The 15,049-nt window shown below is 72.3% G+C and carries 13 protein-coding genes; all 13 read right to left on the bottom strand.

Annotated elements, in window-relative coordinates; all coding sequences use genetic code 11:
• Positions 1-73 precede the first annotated feature (73 nt).
• The 13 genes from HS041_RS17300 to HS041_RS17240 all read right to left on the bottom strand — a co-directional run bounded on the left by HS041_RS17300 (position 74) and on the right by HS041_RS17240 (position 15,040).
• Positions 74-2,008 carry a hypothetical protein gene (locus HS041_RS17300; RefSeq protein ID WP_196441700.1) on the bottom strand — a complete coding sequence of 645 codons (1,935 nt, stop codon included), beginning with the start codon at positions 2,006-2,008 and terminating at the stop codon, positions 74-76.
• Between the two features lie 70 nt (positions 2,009-2,078).
• A complete protein-coding gene (locus tag HS041_RS17295; RefSeq protein ID WP_196441699.1) occupies positions 2,079-2,939 on the bottom strand; it encodes a DivIVA domain-containing protein in 861 nt (286 codons plus the stop codon).
• A gap of 49 nt (positions 2,940-2,988) precedes the next feature.
• Entirely contained in the window at positions 2,989-3,282 is a 294-nt protein-coding gene (locus HS041_RS17290) for a YggT family protein (RefSeq protein WP_196441698.1), read from the bottom strand.
• 79 nt (positions 3,283-3,361) lie between these two features.
• On the bottom strand, positions 3,362-3,865 hold the full coding sequence (locus HS041_RS17285; RefSeq protein ID WP_196441697.1) for a cell division protein SepF: 504 nt from the start codon (positions 3,863-3,865) through the stop codon (positions 3,362-3,364).
• A gap of 120 nt (positions 3,866-3,985) precedes the next feature.
• The gene (locus HS041_RS17280; RefSeq protein WP_196442546.1) at positions 3,986-4,729 is read right to left on the bottom strand and encodes a YggS family pyridoxal phosphate-dependent enzyme; all 744 of its coding nucleotides are present in this window, start codon (positions 4,727-4,729) and stop codon (positions 3,986-3,988) included.
• Between the two features lie 50 nt (positions 4,730-4,779).
• Positions 4,780-6,153 (bottom strand): cell division protein FtsZ, encoded by a 1,374-nt coding sequence (ftsZ, locus tag HS041_RS17275; RefSeq protein ID WP_196441696.1) that lies wholly within the window; start codon positions 6,151-6,153, stop codon positions 4,780-4,782.
• A 247-nt stretch (positions 6,154-6,400) separates the two neighbouring features.
• The gene (locus tag HS041_RS17270; RefSeq protein ID WP_196441695.1) at positions 6,401-7,069 is read right to left on the bottom strand and encodes a cell division protein FtsQ/DivIB; all 669 of its coding nucleotides are present in this window, start codon (positions 7,067-7,069) and stop codon (positions 6,401-6,403) included.
• Between the two features lie 200 nt (positions 7,070-7,269).
• Positions 7,270-8,676, bottom strand: a complete 1,407-nt coding sequence (murC, locus tag HS041_RS17265; protein WP_196441694.1) for a UDP-N-acetylmuramate--L-alanine ligase — start codon at positions 8,674-8,676, stop codon at positions 7,270-7,272.
• 90 nt (positions 8,677-8,766) lie between these two features.
• Entirely contained in the window at positions 8,767-9,855 is a 1,089-nt protein-coding gene (gene murG, locus HS041_RS17260; RefSeq protein WP_196441693.1) for an undecaprenyldiphospho-muramoylpentapeptide beta-N-acetylglucosaminyltransferase, read from the bottom strand.
• Positions 9,852-11,162 (bottom strand): putative lipid II flippase FtsW, encoded by a 1,311-nt coding sequence (gene ftsW, locus HS041_RS17255; protein ID WP_196441692.1) that lies wholly within the window; start codon positions 11,160-11,162, stop codon positions 9,852-9,854. Before ftsW ends, murG begins: the two co-directional genes overlap by 4 nt.
• Positions 11,159-12,544 carry a UDP-N-acetylmuramoyl-L-alanine--D-glutamate ligase gene (gene murD, locus HS041_RS17250; RefSeq protein WP_196441691.1) on the bottom strand — a complete coding sequence of 462 codons (1,386 nt, stop codon included), beginning with the start codon at positions 12,542-12,544 and terminating at the stop codon, positions 11,159-11,161. The genes ftsW and murD overlap by 4 nt, the downstream gene beginning before the upstream one ends.
• Before the next feature lie 49 nt (positions 12,545-12,593).
• Positions 12,594-13,649, bottom strand: coding sequence for a phospho-N-acetylmuramoyl-pentapeptide-transferase (gene mraY, locus HS041_RS17245; protein ID WP_196441690.1), 1,056 nt, complete (start codon positions 13,647-13,649; stop codon positions 12,594-12,596).
• Entirely contained in the window at positions 13,646-15,040 is a 1,395-nt protein-coding gene (locus tag HS041_RS17240; RefSeq protein ID WP_196441689.1) for a UDP-N-acetylmuramoyl-tripeptide--D-alanyl-D-alanine ligase, read from the bottom strand. The genes mraY and HS041_RS17240 overlap by 4 nt, the downstream gene beginning before the upstream one ends.
• Positions 15,041-15,049 lie beyond the last annotated feature (9 nt).

The raw sequence follows: 15,049 nt of genomic DNA, 5'->3' as shown, positions 1-15,049 counted from the left end.
GGCCCTTGCCCTTGGCTTGCCGGGCCCTTGCGGGCTGCTGTCCCCGGCCGCGCGTTCCCGCCGGGCGCCGTGGTCAACCGCCCTGGCAGATCGGGCAACCGCTCAGCCCGGCCTCCTCCGCGGCGGCACGGGGCATGCTCTCGACACCGTCGTCGAGCCCCGTGACGAGAGGGCAGGTCGGGCTGTGGAAACGGCCGGTGCCCATGATGGCCTTCACCGTGCCGGAGCCTTCGTCACCCTCGGCCGCCGGGATGCCCTCCGGTGAGGTGGGGGCGTCGTCCGCCGCCGGCTCGACGACCGGGATCCCCTCGGGCGGGATGTCGGTGTCGCCCGGGGAGGCGCCGGCGGGTGCCTCCCCGGGGGAGGCGTCCGGCTGTGCGGGCTCCTGCCCGGTGGGCGTCCACGCCTGCGGGGATCCCCCGGCCGGGGTCTCTCCGGCGGGCGGCTCCGCTTTCACCGCCGCCTCCTCCGAGGCGGACGCCCCGGACTTCTCCGCCGGAGGCGTCCTCGTCTCCGGAGTCTCTTCCCGAGCCTCCGCCGGGGCGGTCACCGAAACCCCTTCCGGGGCCTCTCCCGAGGTCTCCGCCGGGGCCTCTTCCTGGGTCTCCGCCGGGGCGGAGCCGGCCGGCACCGGCTGCCCGGCGCGCCCGGGTGCGGTCTCGGCCGGCTCCACCGGCTCGGTGGTCTCCCGGGTCTGTCTGCCTGCCGCGGCCGTGACGGCGGGCTCGTGTTCCGCAGCGGGCTCGGCGGCGGGTTCCCGCCCGGTGGACTCCTCCGTCCGCGCGGCGTCCGCCGCCGGAGACGCGTGCCCGCCGGGCTCGGGTCCGGCCGCGGGCTCCGGCTCCGGTTCCGGAGTCGGCTCGGAAGCCGGAGTGACGATGTCCCTGCTGAACCAGCTGGTGGCCGCGGAGTCTTCCGGGGTCGCGGCAGAGGGCGCGGCCTTCTGGACCGGGAACACGGGTGTGGCGGAGGGCCCTGCCTGTTCCCGGGAGCCTGCCTGTTCCCGGGAGCCGGACGGCCCCTCGGCGCGCGGCGGTTGCGGGATCTGGGACTCCGGGGCCGGGGACTCCGGGGCCCGGGATCCCGGGGTCGGGGACTCGGGAGTCTGGGACGGGGTCCGCGGACCCTGATCCGGCACGGCACCCTGGACGTACGGCCGGGCGACCGGGGCTGCAGGATCGCGGGCGTCCGCGGAGGGCCGACCGGCGTCCGGCGAGACGGCTGCCTCGGGGGCGGGCTCCCGGGCTCCGGAGGGGACCGGTCGTGCGGGGCCCGGCTCCGGAGAGGCGGACGGGACGGGTTGCGCAGGCGCCGCCGGAGGGGCGGAGGGCTGGGCGGCCCGTGGGCCGGCAGGCCCGTAGGGAGGGCTGAACCGGGCGGTGGCCTCATCGGCGGACGGTTCTGAGGCCGCGGCGGGGCCGGGCTCCTCGAAGGCCAGGGACCGGACGGGCTCCTGCGCCTGCGGCGCGGAGTCCTGCGGCGCGGTCGCGGCGGTGAGCTCGGGCAGGCAGGTGGTGCAGGGCGTGAAGCCCTCCTCCCGTGCCTCCTCCTGGGTGAGCTCCTCGTGATCCCGGCCGGCCAGCTGACGGCACCCGGCGAGGTGGTAACGCCTGCGGCCGGGAATCACCAGCACGATCGAGTCGCCGTCCAGAGATCCCTGCCGCGTGGCGGGGACCGGTCCGGCCTCGGGGACCGGGCGGGGCCGGGTGGCGACAGGCGTCTGCTGTCGCACGCCGTGCGGCGCCGCTGCGGGCTGACCCGCCGGAGCGTGGTGCTGGTGGGGGGCCATGGCCGGCGCCGACAACGGCGGCCCGGCAGGAGCCGGTCCCTGATAGGGGAACGGCGGAGCAACCCCGGCGCGCCCTCCGCCGGGGAACAGCTCATGGCGTCGCAGCAACGCCCCGATCACCAGGAAGACCGCGGACAGGACACTGACCGCAATCGACCACATGACCAGAAACGGTTCGGCGAGCACGACTCCCACGATGAGCAGGACGACGGCAGTCAACACCAAACCAGCGCTGACAATGATCACAGAGGGACTCCCGGGTACGGGTCAGAGGGAATGACCCGGCACCTTAGCGACGGTCGTTGTGCGGACCGTCAGCGCCCTGGAAGGCGCCGGGGTGCTGCGGCTCGCCGCCGAACGGGTTGGCGGGACCGGCCTGGAGAGGCGGCTGCCCACCCGGAGCGCCCGCATGGGACATGGCCGGAGGCCCGCCCACGATCGGGAAGCCGCCGCTGCCCTCGGCTGCGACGTTCAGCTCGGCCAGCTGGTTCTCCAGGTAGAGCTTGAGGCGGCTGCGGTACTCCCGCTCGAAGCTGCGCAGTTCCTCGACCTTGCGCTCGAGCTCGTCACGGTTCTGCACCAGCGAGCCCATGGCCTGGCGGTGCCGCTCCTGCGCGTCGCGCTCCAGCGTCTCGGCACGAGCGCGGGCGTCGCCGATGACCTGCTCGGCCTGGCGGCGGGCCTTGCCGAGGATGTCGTCGGCCTCGCGGCGGGCCCGGGTCACCGTCTCGTCCGCCTCCCGGCGGGCGTCGGCGATCGCCTGGTCGGCCGTCTGCTGGGCCAGGGCGAGCACGCGGGCCGCGGTGTCCATGTTGTCCTCGGCGGGCGGCATGCCCATGCCGACGGGGACCGGCTGCTGCTGCACCGGCTCGGGAGCCCGCATCGGCTCCGGCTGCGGCGGCATCATCATCTCGGGCTTGGGCTGCTCGGAGACGGGCGCCGGCGTCATGGCCATGCCCATCCCGCCGGGCACCTTGCCCCGCATGCACTCCGCCAGCTTGGCGCGGAGCTCCTCATTCTCCTGGATCAGCCGGTCCAGCTCGGACTCGACTTCGTCGAGGAAGGCGTCTACCTCTTCCTCGTCGTAGCCTGGCCTGAGCCGGGTCGTACTGAACTGCTTGTTCCGCACATCAGCGGGTGTCAGCGGCATTTCGGTCTCCTTGGCGCGCTTGGAGTCTGTCCGGAGGGACGGTACCCGATCAACGAGGTTGAAGCGCGGACACGAGTTGGATCAAGACCAAGACCACAATGAACAGCACTGTGAAGCTTAGGTCAAAGGCAACCGTACCCAACCGGAGTGGCGGAATGAAACGGCGGAGGAACTTGAGAGGCGGGTCCGTGACCGTGTACACGGCCTCCGCCAGGACCAGGACGACCCCTCTGGGGTGCCACTGACGTGCAAAGGCCTGCACCGTCTCAAAGATCATTCTGCCGATCAGCAGAACCAGGTAGAGGGCCAGGACGAAGACCAGGATCCCGCTAACGATCTCCACGCTGTTGTCCTGCCTCCGTCCTGGTCCGCGGCCCCCGGGAGGACGGGGTGGGCTTCGACTCGATGTGCATAGTGGAACTCTAACTCTGGTTGAAGAACCCGCGTTCCGCGATTCGGGCCTTGTCCTCGGCGGTCACCTCGACATTGGCAGGGGACAACAGGAACACCTTGTTGGTAACACGTTCGATGCTCCCGTGTAGGCCAAAGACGAGACCTGCCGCGAAATCGACAAGCCGCTTCGCGTCGCTGTCAACCATCTCGGTCAGGTTCATGATGACCGGGGTGCCGTCGCGGAAGTGCTCGCCGATCGTCCGCGCCTCGTTGTAGGTGCGGGGGTGGAGGGTCGTGATGCGGGCCAGATCGGTCGTACGACGCTCCAAAACGGCTGTGGCGGGCCTCGGAGCGGGCACCCCTGGATCGGTGTCCTCCTCGCGGCCGTGGACCGCGCCAGGGCGCTCTTCGCCCACGCGCCGGGACTCGTCGAACTCGTCGTACTCGTCGTCGGAGTAGGCGTCATATCTCTCGTAGCGGTCGTCCTCTACAAGACCGAGGTAGACCGCCATCTTGCGCATCGCGCCGGCCATCGCTACTTCTTCCTCCGCCTTATCCGACTGACTCGGGGTGGCAGCCGTCCCCCCCTTGGAGCTCACCGCCGATCGGCCACTGTCCGGACACGTGAACGCCAAGGTCCACTTGGAGGGACATTACCTGACGAAGAGCTTCCGGCGACCGAGCAACGCCGTACCGACCCGGAGGTGTGTCGCGCCGTTGGCCACGGCCTCGGACATATCACCACTCATGCCGGCGGAGATGAGATCGGCACCGGGATGGTCGTCCCGTACCGCCTGCGCGATCTCCCGCAGGCGGGCGAACGCCCTGCCGGGCTCCTCTCCCAGCGGCGCCACCGCCATGACCCCGCCCAGCCGGAGCCCGGGGGCGCCGGCCACGGCGTCGGCCACGGCGGCCACGTCCTCCGGCCGCGCACCGCCCCTGGCGGGATCGCCGTCCAGCGCGACCTGGACCAGGCAGGTGATCTCACGCCCGGCCCTGACCGCCTCGTTGCCGAGTGCGGCGACCAGTCGCGGCCGGTCCACCGAGTGCACGACATCGGCGTAGCTCACCACGGAACGGACCTTGTTGGTCTGCAACTGGCCGACGAAGTGCCAGGTGAGCCCGAGATCGGCGCACTCGCGCGCCTTGGCCGACGCCTCCTGGTCGCGGTTCTCCCCCACGTCCCGCACCCCGAGTTCGGCCAGGAGCCGTACGTCGGAGGCGGGATAGGTCTTGCTCACCGCGATGAGGGTCAGCTCCTCACGAGCCCGGCCGGACACCCGGCACGCCTCGGCGATGTGCGCCTCGACCTCGGCCAGGCAGGCCGCGATCTCGTCTCGTCGTGTTTCTTCCCTCACGTCCCCGCCGCTCAAATGCAGACAAACCGGCGGATCCATTCTCGCGGTCACGGCCGGATGGACTGACACCGGCCCGGCCGTGAGTAATCTCACTTCAGGAAGTCGGGGACGTCCAGCTCGTCGTCCTCCTCGAAGATCACCCTGCCCGGCCTGCGGGACGAGTCGGGGAACCTGGCGGAGACGGGAGCCGGCTGCGGCGGCTCGGGCGTCGGACGCGGAATCGACACCGGCGGCGCCGGGGGCTCCTCCGGCCGGGACTCCGCCGCCTGCTCCACCACCGGCGGCTGCGCCGGCTGCGGAGTCTCCGCCACCGGGGCGGGCGCGGGGGCGACCGGAGGCGGGGGGGCGGCCGTGCGCACCGACGGCGGGGGCGGCGCGGCCTTCGGCTCAGGCCGGGGCTCGCTCTTCACCGTGGGGGCCGCGGGACGGACCGGCGGGGCCGCCGGGGGCGGGCTCGCCGGCCGGGCCGCCTGCGGGCGTCCCATCGGCTGCGGGACCGCGGCCTTGCTGCCGGCGGGAGGGTCGTCGAACCCGGCCGCGATCACCGTGACCCGGACCTCGTCGCCGAGCGCGTCGTCGATGACCGTACCGAAGATGATGTTGGCGTCCGGAGCCGCCGCGCTGGAGACGAGCTGGGCGGCCTCGTTGATCTCGAAGAGCCCGAGGTCGGAGCCGCCGGCGATCGACAGCAGCACACCATGCGCGCCGTCGATGCTGGCCTCCAGCAGCGGACTGGAGACGGCCATCTCCGCCGCCGCGACCGACCGGTCGTCACCACGCGCGTGGCCGATGCCCATCAGCGCCGAGCCCGCGTCGGACATGACCGACTTCACATCGGCGAAGTCGAGGTTGATCAGACCCGGGGTGGTGATGAGGTCCGTGATGCCCTGCACACCGGAGAGCAGCACCTGGTCGGCCGCCTTGAACGCGTCCAGCACGCTCACCTGGCGGTCCGAGATCGACAGCAGCCGGTCGTTCGGGATCACGATGAGGGTGTCGACCTCCTCGCGCAGGGTCTCGATGCCCGCCTCGGCCTGCATCGCCCGGCGGCGGCCCTCGAAGCTGAAGGGCCGGGTCACCACGCCTATGGTCAGGGCGCCCAGGGAGCGTGCGATGCTGGCGACCACCGGAGCACCTCCGGTGCCCGTGCCACCGCCCTCTCCCGCGGTGACGAACACCATGTCCGCGCCCTTGATGACCTCTTCGATCTCCTCCCGGTGGTCCTCGGCCGCCTTCCGGCCGACCTCGGGGTTGGCCCCCGCGCCGAGACCGCGCGTGAGCTCGCGCCCGACATCCAGCTTGACGTCGGCGTCACTCATGAGCAGCGCCTGGGCGTCGGTGTTGATGGCGATGAACTCGACGCCCTTGAGTCCCTCCTCGATCATCCGGTTGACGGCGTTGACTCCGCCTCCGCCGATTCCAACAACCTTGATGACCGCGAGGTAGTTCTGCGGTGCTGCCACGACGAGGGGCCTTTCCGCTCGTTGACTTGCAATTTCATGCGGCACGGGGTCGTGCCGTCGTTTTCTTAACCCTCAACCTCAAGTTGAGATTTAGATTTATGTCAACCTGAGGATTGATACGGACAGTAGGAGCTACGCTCCGGGCGGGTCAACTAACCGCGCCGCAAGCACGCCCGGCGTGTCGCGGCCTGTCCTTTTCGCGAGACGTCCGGGAGGCGTTCGGCGAGAGCACGTTCGGGCGTCGCGGTCATTTCACCGTCACGACGTCCGGCGAGCTCACATCATAGGTGTCCGCGGGGCGTTTCAGCAGCGTGACCAGGACCCGAGCCTTGTCTGCGGCACGGTCGGAACCGCCCCACACCACCGACCGGCCGTCCCTCAGGCGCAGGGAGACCGTCTCCGCGGAGGGCGCGTGCACCTCGGCCACCCGCGAGGACAGTTCCTCCGGCAGCGCCCCCACCACGGCCAGCGCCGCCGCGGTCGCCGGGTCCCCCGGCCCGGGCCGGTCGAGGCGCAGCACCGGCAGAGCCGGCGGCACGACGCCCTTGATCTCGATCACCACGCCGTGCCTGTCCACCAGGGCGAAGGTGCCGCCCACCGGCAGCACCGCCACCGGCGTCCGCTCCACGACCTCGATCATCAGCGTGCCGGGCCAGCCCCGGCTGACCCGCACCGACTCGATCCGCCGGATCCGCGCGACCCGGTCCTCGATCTCGGCGGCGTCCACGGTGGCCAGAGGCTTGCCGTCGGCGACCCCCGTCGCCTGCCGGATCTGCCCGGCGGAGACGTCGAGGTTGCCCACCACCCGGACCTCCCGCACCCCGAGCACCGGCGAGACGAACACCAGCCAGGCCGCGCTCCCCACGACTCCCGCCGTGAGCAGCGCGATGAAGACCGTCCGCCACGCTCTGTTCACTGCGACGCTGTGTCCGCTGCGGCGCTGCGCGCCGCGGCTCGGGGGCGGGTAACCGGCTTCCGCCGTCGTCGCGTCCTCGCTTCGCTGCGGGCGCTCCTCCGTTGGTTCACCGGCGCCCCCTCGCGGCTGCGGGTGTTCCTCGGCTGGTTCACCGGCGCCCCCTCGCGGGCCTCGCGGCTCGGGGGCCGGCGGCCGCCCTTTCACCGGGCGGCCAGCTCCGCGACGATCAGGGGGCCCAGCTCGGTCACGTCGCCCGCGCCCATGGTCAGGACGATGTCGCCGGGCCTGGCCCGGCCCGCCACCAGGGCGGGCACGGCCTCGCGCCGGGGGGCGTACTCGACCCGGTCGGACGGAAGCGGCACCTTGCCCGCCACCAGCGCCCCGGAGACCCCCGGCTCGGGATCCTCCCTCGCCCCGTAGACGTCCAGAACGACGGCCTCGTCGGCCAGTCCCAGGGCGGCGCCGAACTCGTCGGCGAAGAACCTGGTGCGCGAGTAGAGGTGCGGCTGGAAGACCGCGATGACCCGGCCCGACCCGGAGAAGGAGGCCACCACGTCCCGGGCGGCCCGCAGATCGGCGGCGAGCTCGGTCGGATGGTGGGCGTAGCTGTCGAAGACCGCCACTCCCCCGGCCTCCCCCTTGGCCTCGAAGCGCCGCTTGGCCCCGGTGAAGGCGGCCAGACCGTCGCGTATCTCGTCGAAGGACACGCCCAGCTCCGCCGCCACGGCGATGACGGCGGCGGCGTTGAGCGCGTTGTGCCGTCCCGGCACGGCCAGCCTGACCTCTCCGTGGCCGCGGACCGAGAAGGAGATCCCCATGCCGTCAGGGGAGATCTCGCTCACCTGCAGATCGGCGCCCTCGGCCTCTCCGTACGTGACGACCTTCAGGCCGCGTGCGCGGGCGATCGGCACGAGCGCCGCGGAACCGGCGTCGTCGGCACAGACCACCAGGCAGGCGCCGACCCGCTCGACGAAGCGGGCGAAGCTGTCGTAGACCGCACTCGGGTCCCCGTAGTTGTCGAGGTGATCCGGCTCGACGTTGGTCACCACCGCGATGTCCGGGGCCAGCATGAGGAAGGAGCCGTCGCTCTCGTCGGCCTCGGCGACGAACACCTTGCCCGTGCCCTCGTCGGCGCCCAGGCCGGTGGTGACCAGCTGGCCGCCGACGCAGTAGGACGGATCCGCGCCGCACTGCTGCAGCGCCACGGTCAGCATCGACGTGGTGGTGGTCTTGCCGTGCGTTCCGGCCACGGCGACCGCGGACCGGCCGGCCATGACCGAGGCCAGAGCGGCGGCCCGGGGGATCACCCTGAGCCCCTGCCGGAGCGCCTCGCCCAGCTCGGGGTTGGAGTCGCGGATCGCGGTCGAGACCACGACGGTGTCCACGTTCTTGATGTGCGATGCTGCATGGCCGATGTGGACGACCCCGCCCAGCTCACGCAGGCCGGACACCATCTCCGAACCACGGGCGTCGCTCCCGGAGACCGGAACCCCGCGCTTCAGCAGAATCCGCGCGATGCCGGACATGCCGGCACCCCCGATCCCGATGAAGTGCACCCGCCCGAGCTCCTCGGCCGCGACCGGCTCCACCAGCTTGACGAGACTCATCGGTCGCTCACCACTCCTCATTCACCACGCGAACGGTCTCATCCTTCGACCGCTCACTCCGCTCACCGCGTCGGGCTCGCTCCCCGCCCATCACGCCCTCCCCCGGGCCGCGACCTGGAGCACCTTCCTGGCGAGCGTCACGTCGGCGTCCTTGCGGCCCATCCGGGCGGCGGCCTCCGACATGGCGACCACGCGCTCGGGGTCGGCCAGGATCGGCATCACGTTCCGGATGATCCACTCGGGAGTCAGATCGGCGTCGTCGACCATGATCCCTCCACCCGACTGCACGATCGGCGTCGCGTTGAGCCGCTGTTCACCGTTGCCGTGCGGAAGGGGGATGTAGGCCGCGGGCAGGCCCACCGCGGTCATCTCGGCGCACGTCATGGCGCCACTGCGACACAGGGCGAAGTCCGCGGCGGCATAGGCGAGGTCCATCCGGTCGACGTACTGCAGCACGACGTACTGGGGGTCGCCGGGGGGCGGCTCCTGCTCCAGCGTGTTCTTCGGGCCGATGACGTGCAGCACCTGGATCCCGGCCTGGCGCAACGCCGGGGCGGCGGCCAGGGCCGCCTGGTTGAGCGAGCGCGCGCCCTGGGACCCACCGGTGATCAGCAGCGTGGGCAGGTCGGCCTCCAGACCGAACCAGGAGCGCGCCTTGTCACCCATGGACAGCCGGTCCAGCCCGACGATCTCGCGGCGGAGCGGGATCCCGACGTATTCCGCCCGGGGCAGAGGGGTGTCCGGGTGACCGGTGAAGACATGGTCGGTCAGGCGCGCTCCGAGCCGGTTGGCCAGGCCCGGCCGGGGGTTGGCCTCATGCACCACGATCGGCACGCCGCGCCGCCGGGCCGCCAGGTAGGCGGGGGTCGCCACATAGCCGCCGAAGCCGACCAGGACGTCGGCCTGGACCTGGTCCAGGATCTGCGCGGTCGTGTTGATCGCGCCCGCCAGGCGTCCGGGCACGGTCAGCAGCTGGGGGGTTATGGCGCGGGGCAGCGGTACGGCGGGCACGAGCTGCAGCTCGTATCCCCTGGCGGGGACCAGCCTCGTCTCGAGGCCCCGCTCCGTGCCGAGGCAGGTGATCCCGATGTTCGGATCCAGCTGCCGCAGCGCGTCGGCCAAGGCCAGCGCCGGTTCGATGTGCCCGGCCGTCCCGCCGCCGGCGAGGACCACTCTCACCAGATCGGTCCTTTCGCTCTCGTCGTCAAACTCGTCGTCTTGCGCGGCCTGGGCCGCCGGGTCGGCCCCAGGGCTCCCAGGCCAAGCCAGCTTAGAGCCCGCGCCGCCGGTCCGGGGCCACGGGCGGCGAGAGCCTCACGCGCACCGGGCTCGTGCTTGGCGAATGAGAGCAGCATGCCGAGCGCTGAGAGGGTCGGCAACAGCGCGGACCCGCCGTAGGAGACCAGCGGCAGAGGGATGCCGGTGATGGGGAGGACCCCGATCACCGCGCCGATGTTGACCAGGGCCTGACCTGCGATCCAGGCGACCGCGGCGGCCGAGGCGAGCCGGACGAACGGGTCCCTGACCCGGGTGGCGACCCGCAGCCCGGCATAGCCGAGCAGGCCGAACAGGGCGATCACGACGAGCGTGCCCATCAGGCCGAGCTCCTCGCCGAGGATGGCGAAGATGAAGTCGCTCTCGGCGTGCGGGAGCCAGCTCCACTTCTGCCGGCTCGACCCCAGGCCGAGCCCGAACCAGCCGCCGCTGCCCATCGCGATCTGGCCCTGGACGGCCTGGTAGCCCGTCCCGTCGGCGTTGCCCCACGGGTTGAGCCAGCCCTCGATGCGGTCCGAGCGGTATCCCTCGGTGGTGATCATCACGATGGTGGCGAGCGTGGCCACCGCGAGGATCCCGCCGAACAGCTTCAGCGGTGCGCCCACCACCCACAGCAGCGACAGGAAGATCGCCATCAGGACGATCGTGGTGCCCAGGTCGCTTCCCAGCATCACCAGGACGGCCATGAGGGCGGTGCCCGGCATCAGCGGGATGAACAGGTTGCGCCACTCGATCGTCCCGTTGCGGGCCTTGCGGGCCAGCAGGTCGGCGCCCCACAGCACCAGCGCGAACTTGGCCGGCTCCGACGGCTGGACGGTGAGCTCGCCGATATAGATCCAGCGCTGCGCGCCCAGCTCCTCGTCTCCGATGAAGAAGACCAGGACCAGTCCCAGGGCCGCCAGAGCCATCAGCGGGTAGCCGGCCTGCCGGAAGAACCTGACGGGCAGCCGGGAGCAGATCCACATCAGCATGAGACCCAGCGCCATCGAGATGAGCTGCCTGCCGAAGAGGGCGAAGGCCGACTCCCTGGTCTGGAGCGCCTCGATGCTGGAGGCGGACAGGACCATCATCAGCCCCAGGGCCATCAGCAGCGCGCTGACGCCCAGCAGCAGATGGTAGGAGAACAGGGGGCGTTCCAGCAGCTCACGCAGGCGCGCGAGCCGGCCTCTGAGGGGGGCGAGGTCCTCCGTCCGGTCGGGTTCGGAGGTCACCCGTCACCTCGCCCGTGCCCGGGCTCGCCTGCCGCGAGACGGTGTACGGCCCGCGCGAACGCCTCCCCCCGGGCCGGGTATCCGGTGAACATGTCCAGTGAGGCGCCGGCCGGGGCCAGCAGCACGGTGTCTCCGGGGGTTGCGAGCCTGGCGGCTTCGATGACGACACGGTCCATGACCCCAGTGTCCTGCCCCGCCACTTCGACCACCGGGACATTCTCGGCGTGTCGTGCCAGGGCTCGCCGGATCCGCTCCCGGTCGGCGCCCAGGAGCACCGCGCCGCGCAGCCGCGGTGCGGCCTGCCGTACCAGCTCCTCCACGTCGGCGCCCTTGAGCTGCCCTCCGGCCACCCAGACGATCGCGGGATAGGCGGCCAGGGAGGCGGCGGCGGCGTGCGGGTTGGTGGCCTTGGAGTCGTCGACGTAGTCGACCTCGGCGACCCGGGCGACGTGCGCGATCCGGTGCGGGTCGGGGACGAAGTCGGCCAGGCCCCGCCGTACGGCTTCGGCGGGCACACCGTAGGCCCTGGCCAGGGCCGCGGCGGCGAGCGCGTTGGCCACGTTGTGCGGGGCGAAGGGCCGGACGTCGTCCAGAGTGGCGAGCTCCTCGGCGGTGCGGACGGGATCGCCGGTGAACGCCCGGTCCACCAGCAGGTCCTCCACCACGCCGAGCTGCCCGGCCGCGGGTGTCCGCAGCGTGAAGCCGACCGCGCCGGGGTACGGCTCGGCCAGCCGGGCCGACCACTCGTCGTCGGCGTTGTAGACGACCGTCCCGGCGCGGACGAAGATCTCCCCCTTGGCCCTGGCGTACTCCTCCATGGAGCCGTGCCAGTCGAGGTGGTCGGGGGCCACGTTGAGCACCGCCGCGGCCCGCGGGGCCACGCTGGGCGCGCGGTGCAGCTGGAAGCTGGACAGCTCCACCGCCAGCACGTCGTACGGCCCGGCGACCGCCTCCACGACCGGGACGCCCACGTTGCCGACGGCGAGCGCCTTGTGCCCCGCCGCCGCCAGCATCGCGGTGAGCATCCGCACCGCGGTGGTCTTGCCGTTGGTCCCGGTCAGCGCCAGCCACGGCGCCGCGCCCTCGGGACGCAGCCGCCAGGCCAGCTCGACCTCGCCGATCACCTCGACCCCGGCCGCGGCGGCGGCCACCAGCAGCGGGTGGTGCGGCGGCCAGCCGGTGGCGACGATGAGGGAGGCGCCGTCGGGCACCCCGACGGGCTCGCCGAAGCGCACCTCCACGCCCGCCCCGGCGAGCTCGGCGGCCACCGCCCGCTGCCGCTCGCCGTCCTGGCCCTCCAGGACCACCACCCGCTCACCACGACCGGCGAGCAGGCGGGCGGCGGCGGCGCCGGAGACCCCGGCACCCAACACACAGATCATTCGAACGACAGGTCCTTACTGGGAGGAGCGTGCGGCGTGGAGCCGGGGGCTACTTGGGCACCCACTCCACGTAGAACAGGCCGAGCCCGGCGGCGGCGCAGAGACCGGCGATGATCCAGAACCGGACCACGATGGTCGTCTCCGCCCATCCCGCCAGCTCGAAGTGGTGCTGGAGCGGAGCCATCCTGAAGACCCGTTTCCTGGTCACCTTGAAGAAGCCGACCTGGATGATCACCGACATGGTGATGATCACGCACATGCCGGCCAGGATGATCAGCAGCAGCTGGGTGCGGGTGGTGATGGCCAGACCGGCGATGACGCCGCCCAGCGCCAGCGAGCCGGTGTCACCCATGAAGATCTTGGCAGGCGGGGCGTTCCACCACAGGAAGCCGATCAGCGCGCCGAGCACGGCGGCGGCGACCACGGCCAGGTCCAGCGGGTCTCGCACCCAGTAGCAGTTCGGGCCGAGCTGGGCGGTGCAGCTGTTGCGGAGCTGCCAGTTGCCGATCAGGATGTAGGAGGCCAGCACCGCACCGGTGGCGCCGCTGGCCAGGCCGTCGAGGCCGTCGGTGAGGTTCACCGCGTTGGAGAATCCCACGATCATGATGAGCACCCAGACGGTGAACCCGAAGATGCCGATCGAGGGCCCGAAGTCCCGCAGGAACGACAGCCTGGTCTCGGCCGGGGTGATGTCGTAGGCGTCGGGGAAGCGGGTCACCAGGACCGCGAAGACCGCGCCCACGATGAGCTGGCCCAGCGCCTTGGCGCCGCTGCGCAGGCCGAGGCTGCGCTGCTTGTAGATCTTGATGAAGTCGTCGAGGAAGCCGACCGCGCCGAGCCCCGTCATCAGGAAGAGCACGAGCAGCCCGGAGACCGTCATCTCGTGCGGAGGGATCAGGTGCGCCACCCCGTAGGCGATGAGCGCGGAGATCACGATCACCGTGCCGCCCATGGTGGGGGTGCCGCGCTTGTCGTGGTGCCCGGAGGGCCCTTCCTCACGGATGCTCTGCCCGTAGCCGCGGCGGGAGAACAGGCGGATCGCCAGGGGGGTGCCGAAGATGGACAGCAGCAGGCCCACCGCCGCGGCGATGAGGATGTCCCTCACCGGCGGTCACCTCCGAGCAGCGCCTCGGCCACGCGTTCCAGCCCCGCGACACGCGGCCCCTTGATCAGGACCACGTCCCCGGGCTCCAGCGCCGCCTCCAGGGCGGCCGCGGCCGCCGCCACGTCGGGGACGTGGGTCACCGCGGGGTGCGCGCCGTCCCCGGCGGCGGCGCGGGCCCCGGCCAGGATCGGTCCGGCGTCGTCGCCGACGACGAGCAGGCCTGTCAGCCCCGCGCCCCCGGCGAGGCGGCCCACGCCCTCGTTCAGGGCGTCGCTCTCCTCGCCCAGCTCCTGGAGGGAGGCGACCACTGCGAAGCGGCGGCGGGCCCCCGCCAGGGCGTCGAGGGCGCCGAAGGCGGCGCGCATGGAGTCGGGGTTGGCGTTGTAGGCATCGTTGATCACGGTGACGCCGTCGGCGCGGTCGGTGACCTCCATCCGCCAGCGGCTGCGGGGCTCGGCCTCCGACAGCTCCTCGGCGATGGTGGCGACCGGCAGGCCGAGCTCGTAGGCGGCGGCCGCGGCGGCCAGGGCGTTCTCCACGGCGTGCTCGCCGTACAGGCGCAGGCTGACCGGCGCGGCGCCCGACGGGGTGCGCAGCGTGAAGGAGGCGCGGCCGCGGTCGTCGACGGCCACGCCTTCGGCCCGGACGGCGGCCGAGGCGGCCCGGCCGTACCAGGTGACGCGGGCGGCGGTGCGCTCGGCCATCGCCGCCACCAGGGGGTCGTCGGCGTTCAGCACGGCCACGCCGTCGGCGGGCAGTGCCTCCACCAGCTCGCCCTTGGCGCGGGCGATCGCCTCCCTGCCGCCGAACACGCCCAGGTGCGCGGTGCCGACGTTGAGGACCACGCCGATCTTCGGGGGGGCGATGCGGGCCAGCTCGGCGATGTGCCCGACGCCCCGGGCGCTGAGCTCCAGCACCTGGTAGCGGGTGGTCTCGTCGGCCTTCAGCACGGTCAGCGGGTGGCCGATCTCGTTGTTGAACGAGCCGACCGGGGCGATCGTGGGGCCGATCCTCGCGGTGAGCCGGGCCAGCAGGTCCTTGGTGGTGGTCTTGCCCGCCGAACCGGTCACGCCGATGACCGTGGAACCGGTCAGCTCGGCGCAGACGGCCGTCGCGAGGGCCGCCAGGGCGGCCATCGTGTCGCCGACGATCACCGCCGGGGCCTCGACCGGCCGCTCCGCCAGCACGGCCACCGCCCCGGCCTCCACGGCCTGGGCGGCGAAGTCGTGCCCGTCGGCCCGGTCGCCCTTGAAGGCGACGAAGAGCGACCCCGGTACGGCGGCCCGGGAGTCGATGACGACCGGGCCGCGCACCACCGCGCGGGGATCGGCCATGCCCGCGAGGGCGCCCGAGGTGATCTCGGCGATCCTGGCCAGGGGCAACGGGATCATGATGCGGCT

This window comes from Planomonospora sp. ID67723 (assembly GCF_015711605.1).
Taxonomy (GTDB): Bacteria; Actinomycetota; Actinomycetes; order Streptosporangiales; family Streptosporangiaceae; genus Planomonospora_A.
The sequence above is the reverse complement of the archived record's forward strand: the minus strand, read 5'-3'. Positions and strand labels throughout refer to the sequence as shown.